Origin of the sequence: Streptomyces sp. AcH 505, from assembly GCF_000818175.1 — a bacterium.
Taxonomy (GTDB): Bacteria; Actinomycetota; Actinomycetes; order Streptomycetales; family Streptomycetaceae; genus Streptomyces.
The window spans coordinates 1,179,027-1,187,444 of sequence record NZ_JTIY01000001.1 but is presented as its reverse complement, the minus strand read 5'-3'; the positions used below and the strand labels follow the sequence as shown (position 1 = coordinate 1,187,444).

Here is an 8,418-nt window from a genome sequence, read left to right as displayed (position 1 = left end):
CAGAGCCGCGGGACCGGCCGGAATGATCTCCGAGCCGGAACTGGTGGGCGGGCAGGCCGTTCCGGCGCCCCGCAGAGACGACGACCCGCCGGGGGCCTGGCGGGCCGGCGCACCGGACCCTGCTGCCCCTGACGACCCTGAGGCCCCACCGGAGACGATCGCGGCCGACGGCCTGCCCCCGCACCGCAGACCCTGGGTGTGGGGGCTCTGCGGGGCGCTCCTGGCCTCGGCGGGCTGGGCGGCCTGGATCCAGCTCGACCACAGCGCGGGACCCGATCTGCGCGGCTACCGGGTCAGCCGCAATCTCTGCCTCGACGCCGAACTGCCCGCGCTGTCGGCCGCGCTCGGCACCGAACGGCTGCCGAAGGCCGTGGTGGACGAGCGGGAGACCGTCGACCGGTCCTTCTGCATGGTCGAGTTGACGCCCGAGGGCAAGAACGGCCGGGAGGCGATCAGCGCGACCACCAAGCACGCCACCGTCGACATCAGTTACGTCCTGCACCGGAAGACCGACCCGGGGCCCGAGTTCGAGGCGATAGCCACCGGGCCCGCGTCCGCCATGGGCCCCACGTACACGGCGAAGCTCGTCCCCGATCTCGGCGAGCGCGCCTACGTGTTGCGGGACGCGGCGGGCAACTCGCTCCAGCTGATGGTCCTCGACGGCCAGGCGGTGATCACGGCCGAGGTCCAGGCGTTCACCGAGTTCGGTACGGGCCCTGGCGCCGGCAACCAGTACGTGCACGAACCACTCGAACCGGACGTGGTCGAGCCCGCACTGGTCGCCGACATCAGGGACTTGATGACGAAGCTCAGCAAGTGAGCGCCGGCTCAGCCCGGTTGGTCGTCCGCTTCCGCCTCTGACGGTCCCGGGGGTTCCGGCGGCCCCGAGGGCCGCGACGGCTCCGGCAGGGCCTTGGGCGGTCTGCCACGGCGCGGGATGGGCCCGGCGCCGCCCGGCAGCCGTCCGTGCTCGGCGAGCGCCCTGCGGAGCAGGAACTCGATCTGCGCGTTGGCGCTGCGCAGTTCGTCGCCCGCCCAGCGCGTCAGCGCCTCGTACACCGCCGGGTCCAGCCGCAGGAGCACCTGCTTGCGTTCGGTCACTGGTAGAGCGTGCCCGTGTTCACGACCGGCTGCGCGGCCCGGTCACCGCACAGCACGACCAGCAGGTTGGAGACCATCGCCGCCTTGCGCTCCGCGTCCAGCTCCACGATGTCCCGCTCGGTGAGCCGGGTGAGCGCGGCCTCGACCATGCCGACGGCGCCGTCCACGATCTGCCGCCTGGCCGCGACGATGGCGCCCGCCTGCTGGCGCTGGAGCATCGCCGAGGCGATCTCGGGCGCGTAGGCGAGGTGGGTGAAGCGGGACTCGACGATGTGCACACCGGCCGCCTCGACCCGGGCGAGCAGTTCGAGGGTGAGCTTCTCGGTGATCTCCTCGGAACTGCCGCGCAGCGAAAGGCCGCCCTCGTCATGGGCGTCGTACGGGTACTCGATGGCGATGTGCCGCACGGCGGCCTCGGTCTGGGTGGAGACGAACTCCAGGAAGTCGTCCACCTCGAACGTCGCCATCGCCGTGTCCTCGACCTTCCAGACCAGCACGGCGGCCAGCTCGATCGGGTTGCCGTAGGCGTCGTTGACCTTCAGCACGGCCGTCTCGTGGTTCCGTACCCGGGTGGAGATCTTGCGGCGCGAGGTGAGCGGGTTGACCCAGCGCAGCCCGTCGGTGCGGATCGTGCCCCGGTAGCGGCCGAAGAGCTGGACGACGCGGGCCTCGCCCGGCGCGACCATGTTCAGCCCGATCATCGCGAAGACCGCGACGACGATCAGGACGACCCCGACAATGATCAGCGCCGCCTTGACGCCTGCGGAACCGAGCGAGGCGGCGACGACGGTCAGGGCGATACCGGCGGCGAGGCCGATCAGCCCGAGCAGCAGGGCGAGCCCGCCGCCGATGCTGTGGGCCGGGAATTCCCTGACGCGTGGTTTGGGCATCTCGGGCAGTTCGTCGTTCGGTGCGGTGCTGGTGGAAGCCATGTTCGTACCCCGTTCCGATGCCGGTCCGCCGTCCGGCGGGCCCCTATCATTCTGCTATCACATTACTGTGATTGGCAACCCTTCTGCGCTCTCGTGAGTCGGTTCCACTGGAATGGGTGCTGATTGTCACGCTTCAAACGTGCTATCAGCGGTCCGTCCGCATAGGGAGCAGTGTTAGCTTTCTGAGCTGATTCCGACCAGGCGACCCCGAGAGCGGAGCGAGAAACCGATGGGCCGAGCTGATGAACGACGGGCCCGGCAGCAAGGATCACGCCGGGCGAAGAAAGAGACCGGTGGCCGTATACGCCGGCTTTTCACCTGGAAGAAGATCCTCGGCACTTTCTTCGGACTCTGCCTGCTCGCGATGGGCGCTTTCTTCGTCGCGTATCTGCTCGTACCGGTCCCGGACGCCAATGCGCAGGCCGAGATGCAGAGCAACGTGTACAAGTACAGCGACGGCAAGGTGCTGACGCGTACCGGAAAGATCAACCGCGAGATCGTCGGGCTCGAACAGATCCCCAAGCCGGTCCAGCGTGACTTCGTCGCCGCCGAGAACAAGAGCTTCTACCAGGACTCCGGCGTCGACATCAAAGGCACGGCGCGCGGTCTGCTGAACACCCTCTCGGGCAAGGGCAAGCAGGGTGGTTCGACGATCACCCAGCAGTACGTCAAGAACTACTACCTGACCCAGGACCAGACGGTCACCCGCAAGCTCAAGGAGCTGGTGATCTCCCTGAAGGTGGACCGGCAGAAGGACAAGAACGAGATCCTCGCCGGATACATCAACACCAGCTATTACGGGCGCGGCGCCTACGGTATCCAGGCGGCTGCGCAGGCCTATTACGGCATCGACGCGGCCAAGCTGAACGTCTCGCAGGGCGCGTATCTCGCCGCCCTGCTCCAGGCGCCGAACCAGTACGACTGGGGCCAGGCGACGCCCACCGGCAAGCGGCTGGTCACCGAGCGCTGGAACTACGTCCTGGACAACATGGTCGGCCAGCACTGGCTCGACCCGTCGGAGCGCCAGGGCCTGAAGTTCCCCACGCCGCACGCGCCGAAGGCGGCCCCCGGCATGGAGGGCCAGACCGGCTATCTGGTCGAGGCGGCCAACAAGGAGCTGGTACGCCAGGGCGTCAGCCAGGAGAAGATCGACGCGGGCGGCTGGACGATCACGCTCAACATCGACGAGAAGAAGCAGAAGGCACTGCTGGCCTCGGTGAAGAAGCAGTTGGAGGACCATCTCGACCGCAAGAAGAACAAGGTCGACGCGACGGTCCAGGCGGGCGCCACCTCCGTGGACACCAAGACCGGCCGGGTGGTCGCCATGTACGGCGGTGTGGGCGCCACCGAGCACTGGATCTCCAACGCGACCCGTACGGACTACCAGCCGGCCTCGACCTTCAAGGCGGTTGTGCTCGCCTCCGCCCTGCAGAACGCCGCCGAGACGCAGGACGGCCAGCAGATCGGCATCGGCACGATCTACGACGGCACGAGCCAGCGGCCGGTCAAGGGCAGCGACACCCCCTTCGCACCGGAGAACGAGGACGACCGGAGCTACGGCAAGGTCGACGTGCAGAAGGCGATGGACGACTCCATCAACTCCGTCTTCGCGCAGATGGTCGTCGACGTCGGTCCTGCCGATGTGAAGAAGACCGCGCTCAGCCTCGGGATGCCCGACGGCGACGGCTTCCCCGAGCGGCCGGCGATAGCGCTCGGCACGATGGGCGCCTCCACCTGGGACATGGCGGGGGTGTACGCGACGCTCGACAACCACGGCAAGCAGGTCACGCCGTCGATCGTGAAGTCGGCGGAGCACAAGGACTCGAAGGTCGACCTGCCGGACCCGATCGGCAAGCAGGTGCTCACCCGGGAGACCGCCGACACCGTGACCAAGGTCCTGCAAGGGGTCGTCAGCAACGGCTCGGGGTCGGTCGTGAACACGGACGCCTACCACGCGGCGGGCAAGACCGGTACGTCGGAGAACAACAAGTCCGCCTGGTTCGTGGGCTACACACCGCAGATCACCACGGCGGTCGCGCTGTTCGGCGAGTCGCCCAAGGACGGCGGCGGCCAGGTCACCCTGACCGGTACGGCCAACTCGGGCCGCGCCAACGGTGGCGGCTTCCCGGCCAAGATCTGGGCCGACTACACGCTGGCCGCCCTCAACGGCGGCTCGGACGTGGACTTCGACCTGGAGGCCCAGAAGGTCGTACGCGAGGAGCCTTCCGAGTCCCCGTCGACGTCGGCACCGGAGGAGTCACCGAGCGAGAAGCCGTCCGAGACGCCGTCGGAGGAGGCGCCCTCGCCGAGCATCACCCCGCCCAGCGACACCCCGAGCGAGTCGGCGTCCGAGGACCCGCAGGAGGACCCGTCCGAGACGGAGTCCACCGATCCGGACGACCCCGGCGATCCCGGTGAGGGCGCGTCGTCGAACGAAGAGGAAGAGGGCCGCCAGCCGGTCAGGCCCAACCTGCTGGGCGGCAACGAGCAGCAGCGGTAGCTGCCGCCGCACGTGAGCGGGGCCCCGGTGAACGCCTCAGGCGTCCACCGGGGCCCCGCTCGTTCAGCTGCGGTCAGCCGCCGTTGACCTTGGCGGCGATCCGGTCACCGACGCCCTTGTCGATGTTGCGCCAGTACTGCAGCGCCCGGTCCAGAACGGGCCGGGAGACGCCCTGGAGCAGGTGTCCCGACACGTTGGAGACGAGCCGGTCGCGCTGGGCGTCGTCCAGCACGGTACGGACCTGGGTGCCCGCCTGGCCCCAGTCGTCGTCCTCGCGGCGCAGCTTGTACGCCTCGCGCACCATCTCGCCCGCCGACGCCCAGCCCGCCGGGTCGCCGAAGCGCTGGAAGTCGGCCGCGGGCCCGCCGTACGAGTTCGGCGCGTACGGCACGGCGGCGTTCGACGCGGTGTACCGCATCGGTCCGTCCTTCGAGTACGAGTTCACCCCGGAGTGCGGCCGGTTCGGCGGCAGCTGGGTGTAGTTCGGCCCGATCCGGTACCGGTGCGTGTCCGGGTACGAGAAGAGCCGGCCGAGCAGCATCTTGTCCGGCGACGGGCCGATGCCCGGCACCATGTTCGACGGCTCGAACGCGGACTGCTCGATGTGGACGAAGAAGTTGTCCGGGTTCTGGTTCAGGGTCATCCGGCCGACGTCGATCAGCGGGTAGTCGCCGTGCGGCCACACCTTCGTCAGGTCGAACGGGTTGAACCGGTAGTCCGGCGCGTCCTCGAACGGCATGACCTGGACCTTCAGGCTCCAGGTCGGCGCGTTGCCCGACTCGATCGACTCGTACAGGTCACGCCGGTGGTGGTCGGCGTCGGAGCCGGCCATCTCGTCGGCGTCCGCCTGGGTCAGGTAGTCGATGCCCTGGTCGGTCTTGAAGTGGTACTTGACCCAGAACCGCTCGCCGCCCGCGTTCACCCACATGTAGGTGTGCGAGCTGTAGCCGTTCATGTGGCGGAACGACTTCGGGATGCCCCGGTCGCCCATCAGCCAGGTCACCTGGTGCGCCGACTCGGGCGACAGCGTCCAGAAGTCCCACTGCATGTCGTTGTTGCGCAGCCCGGTTGCGGGGTGGCGCTTCTGGCTGCTGATGAAGTCCTGGAACTTGATGGGGTCGCGTACGAAGAAGACCGGCGTGTTGTTGCCGACCATGTCGTAGTTGCCGTGTTCCGTGTAGAACTTCAGCGCGAAGCCACGCGGGTCGCGCCAGGTGTCGGGCGAACCCTGCTCACCTGCGACCGTCGAGAAGCGGGCCAGCATCTCGGTGCGCCGGCCCGGCTGGAAGAGGTCAGCCTTGGTGAACTGGCTGACGTCGTTCGTCACTTCGAACACGCCGTACGCGCCGGCTCCCTTGGCATGGACCACTCGCTCGGGGACCCGTTCACGGTTGAACTGGGCCATCTTCTCGATGAGGTAGTGGTCCTGCAGCAGGATCGGTCCGTCGGAGCTGACGGTGAGCGAATGCTCGTCGCTCTCCACCGGGATTCCGACGTTGTTGGTCGTGTACGGCGGCACTGTGGGGGATGACTCGGTCACAAGCGGCCTCCTGTCGAAAGAAGGCCCGGGGGTCCGGGGACTGCCCCGGGTATGGCAGCGGGTACGGAACCCGCCTGCCCCAGTGAACCCCTACGACACCCCTTCGGCAACACTTGGATTTGGTCCAACCCTGGGACCGGTAGAAATCAGGCAGGCGTCGCGATCTCGAACCAGACCACCTTGCCGGTGGAAAGCCGGGTGGCGCCCCAGCGCCGCGCCAACCGGTTGACCAGGAACAATCCCCGGCCGCCCTCGTCCGTGTCCCGGGCGCGCCGCTGCCTCGGCAGCTGCGGCGAGTCGTCGCCGACCTCGCACCGCACCACGTCGGTACGCAGCAGCCGCAGCGTCACGGGCCGCTCGGCGTACCGTACGGCGTTGGTCACGACCTCACTGATCAGCAGCTCCACCGAGTCGCTGATCTCCTCCAGGTCCCAGGCCGCGATGGCCTGTCTGGCCAGCCGTCTGGCCTTGCGCGGCGCCTCGTCCCCGGGCTCCAGGTCCCAGAAGGCGACGTCGCTCGGCGCGATCCCGTCGAAGCGGGCGGCGAGCAGCGCGATGTCGTCGTCCCGGTCACCAGGGCCGAGCACGTCCAGCACGTCGTCGCACAGCGCCTCCAGCGGCGGCGCGTGGTCCGAACCGGTGATCTGGGCCGTCGCCGCCAGTCGCTCGCGCAGCTGTTCGATACCGGTCCAGACGTCACGCAGCCGCGACTCCACGAGGCCGTCCGTGTAGAGCAGCAGCGTCGCCCCGGCGGGCGCGTCCAGCTCGACCGCCTCGAAGTCGACCCCGCCGACGCCGATCGGCGCGCCCGGCGGCACCTTGAGCACTTCGGCCCGGCCGCCGAGATGGAGCAGTATGGGCGGCGGATGGCCGGCGTTGGCGATGGTGATCCGGTGCGCGACCGGGTCGTACACCGCGTAGACGCAGGTCGCCATGCGGTCCGTACCGAGCCGCTGCGCCTGCTCGTCCAGATGGTGCAGCACCTCCTGCGGCGGCAGGTCGAGGCCCGCGAGGGTCTGTGCCGTCGTGCGGAGCTGGCCCATGATCGCGGCCGAGGTCATCGAATGGCCCATGACGTCGCCGACGACCAGGGCCACCCGGCTGCCGGGCAGCGGGATCGCGTCGTACCAGTCGCCGCCGACCCGGGCCGTCTCGGCGGCCGGCAGATAGCGGGAGGCGAGCCGTACGCCGGTCGGCTGGGGCAGGTTCTCGGGCAGCATCGTGCGCTGCAGCTCGTCGGCGATGTACGCCTCGCGCCCGTACAGCACCGCCTTGTCGATGCCGAGCGCGGTGTGCGTCGCCAGCTGGGCCGCGACCAGCAGGTCGTTCGGCTCGAAGGGCGCGCGGTCGCTCCTGCGCAGGAAGACGGCGGCGCCGATGACCCGCCGTCTGCCGCGCAGCGGAGCGAGGATCGCGCGGTGCCCGCTCGGGACGATCCGGCCGGCGCCGAGCAGTTCCGGCAGCGCCACCCGGGCGGCTGCGGAGTCGCCGAAGACGGGGCGCACCCCGCGCAGCACCTCGTTGAGCGCGCCGCCGTTCAGCACCTCGCACAGCTCGGCCGCCGGCATCACGTCGGACTGCGCGTCGAGGATCTGCGCGGGTCCGTCCGGCAGTTGCGGTACGAGACCGATCGCCGCCTCGGTGTCCTCGTCGGACAGCCGCAGCCGGTCCGTGCGCCGCAGCCGCAGCACGAACGGCGCGACGGGCCGCTCGTCGCCGACGGGCAGCGGGTCGCGCAGATAGACGAGTATCGCGTCGGAGAACGTCGGGACCGTCGCCCTGCACAGCCCGAGCACGATCTCGTCCAGGTCTATGCCGCGGGCGATACGCCGGGTCGCCGCGCCCACGAACCGCAGCCGGTCACCCTCGCGGCGCGCCGTGACCGCGGGGTCGGCGGCCACGGGCCCTGCCGGACCCGGGACGGTGCCGGCCGCCGCCTCCTGGCGCGGCCGGGTACGTTCCTGCGGCCGGGCAACCAGGGGCTGCCGGCCTTCGTGGGAGGTGGGATGCTCCGTCACGCGTGGGATTCCGTCCGTCCGGGCCGGTGATGCGCTGCGATCGTCGCTTCGGCTGGGGCAGGGTGGCGGCCTTCGCGCACGGCTCCACCTACCCCCTCGTGGTGACTTGCTTACGGTTGACTTTAGGTCAGGTCGTGCGCGGCGCTCCTCCGTTGGCCAGGTGAGACCCTGCGGAGGACGATCCTACGGTTGGACCCGGTGGGCACAGCAAGGGTCTCACGGCCCCGATCGCTGTGACCCGGTGATCCAGAGCCCGGTCCTGAGCCCGTCGCGGAGCCCGTTCCCGGGCCCGCTCTCGGGCCGCGCCTGCCCGCCGCGCCCGGGCGG

The 8,418-nt window shown here is 69.6% G+C and carries 6 protein-coding genes; 2 read left to right on the top strand and 4 right to left on the bottom strand.

All coding sequences use genetic code 11. From position 1 onward, the window contains the following. Positions 1–820: hypothetical protein (locus HY68_RS43500; protein ID WP_206742977.1), on the top strand; the 820-nt coding region annotated here is incomplete at its 5' end. 8 nt (positions 821–828) lie between these two features. On the opposite strand, the gene HY68_RS05375 is transcribed toward HY68_RS43500, so the two are convergent. Together HY68_RS05375 and HY68_RS05370 are read right to left on the bottom strand one after the other, a co-directional pair. Beyond that, a complete protein-coding gene (locus tag HY68_RS05375; RefSeq protein ID WP_041985023.1) occupies positions 829–1,101 on the bottom strand; it encodes a hypothetical protein in 273 nt (90 codons plus the stop codon). Further along, the gene (locus HY68_RS05370; RefSeq protein ID WP_041985020.1) at positions 1,098–2,033 is read right to left on the bottom strand and encodes an SPFH domain-containing protein; all 936 of its coding nucleotides are present in this window, start codon (positions 2,031–2,033) and stop codon (positions 1,098–1,100) included. The genes HY68_RS05375 and HY68_RS05370 overlap by 4 nt, the downstream gene beginning before the upstream one ends. A 229-nt stretch (positions 2,034–2,262) precedes the next feature. On the opposite strand from HY68_RS05370, the gene HY68_RS05365 reads away from it, so the two are divergent. After that, positions 2,263–4,533 carry a transglycosylase domain-containing protein gene (locus HY68_RS05365; protein ID WP_041985016.1) on the top strand — a complete coding sequence of 757 codons (2,271 nt, stop codon included), beginning with the start codon at positions 2,263–2,265 and terminating at the stop codon, positions 4,531–4,533. 73 nt (positions 4,534–4,606) lie between these two features. Here the strand turns inward: HY68_RS05365 and HY68_RS05360 are convergent, their stop codons facing one another. Together HY68_RS05360 and HY68_RS05355 are read right to left on the bottom strand one after the other, a co-directional pair. Then, positions 4,607–6,073, bottom strand: coding sequence for a catalase (locus HY68_RS05360; protein ID WP_041985013.1), 1,467 nt, complete (start codon positions 6,071–6,073; stop codon positions 4,607–4,609). Positions 6,074–6,219: 146 nt separating this feature from the next. Further along, on the bottom strand, positions 6,220–8,091 hold the full coding sequence (locus tag HY68_RS05355) for a SpoIIE family protein phosphatase (RefSeq protein ID WP_041985010.1): 1,872 nt from the start codon (positions 8,089–8,091) through the stop codon (positions 6,220–6,222). Positions 8,092–8,418: the final 327 nt, after the last annotated feature.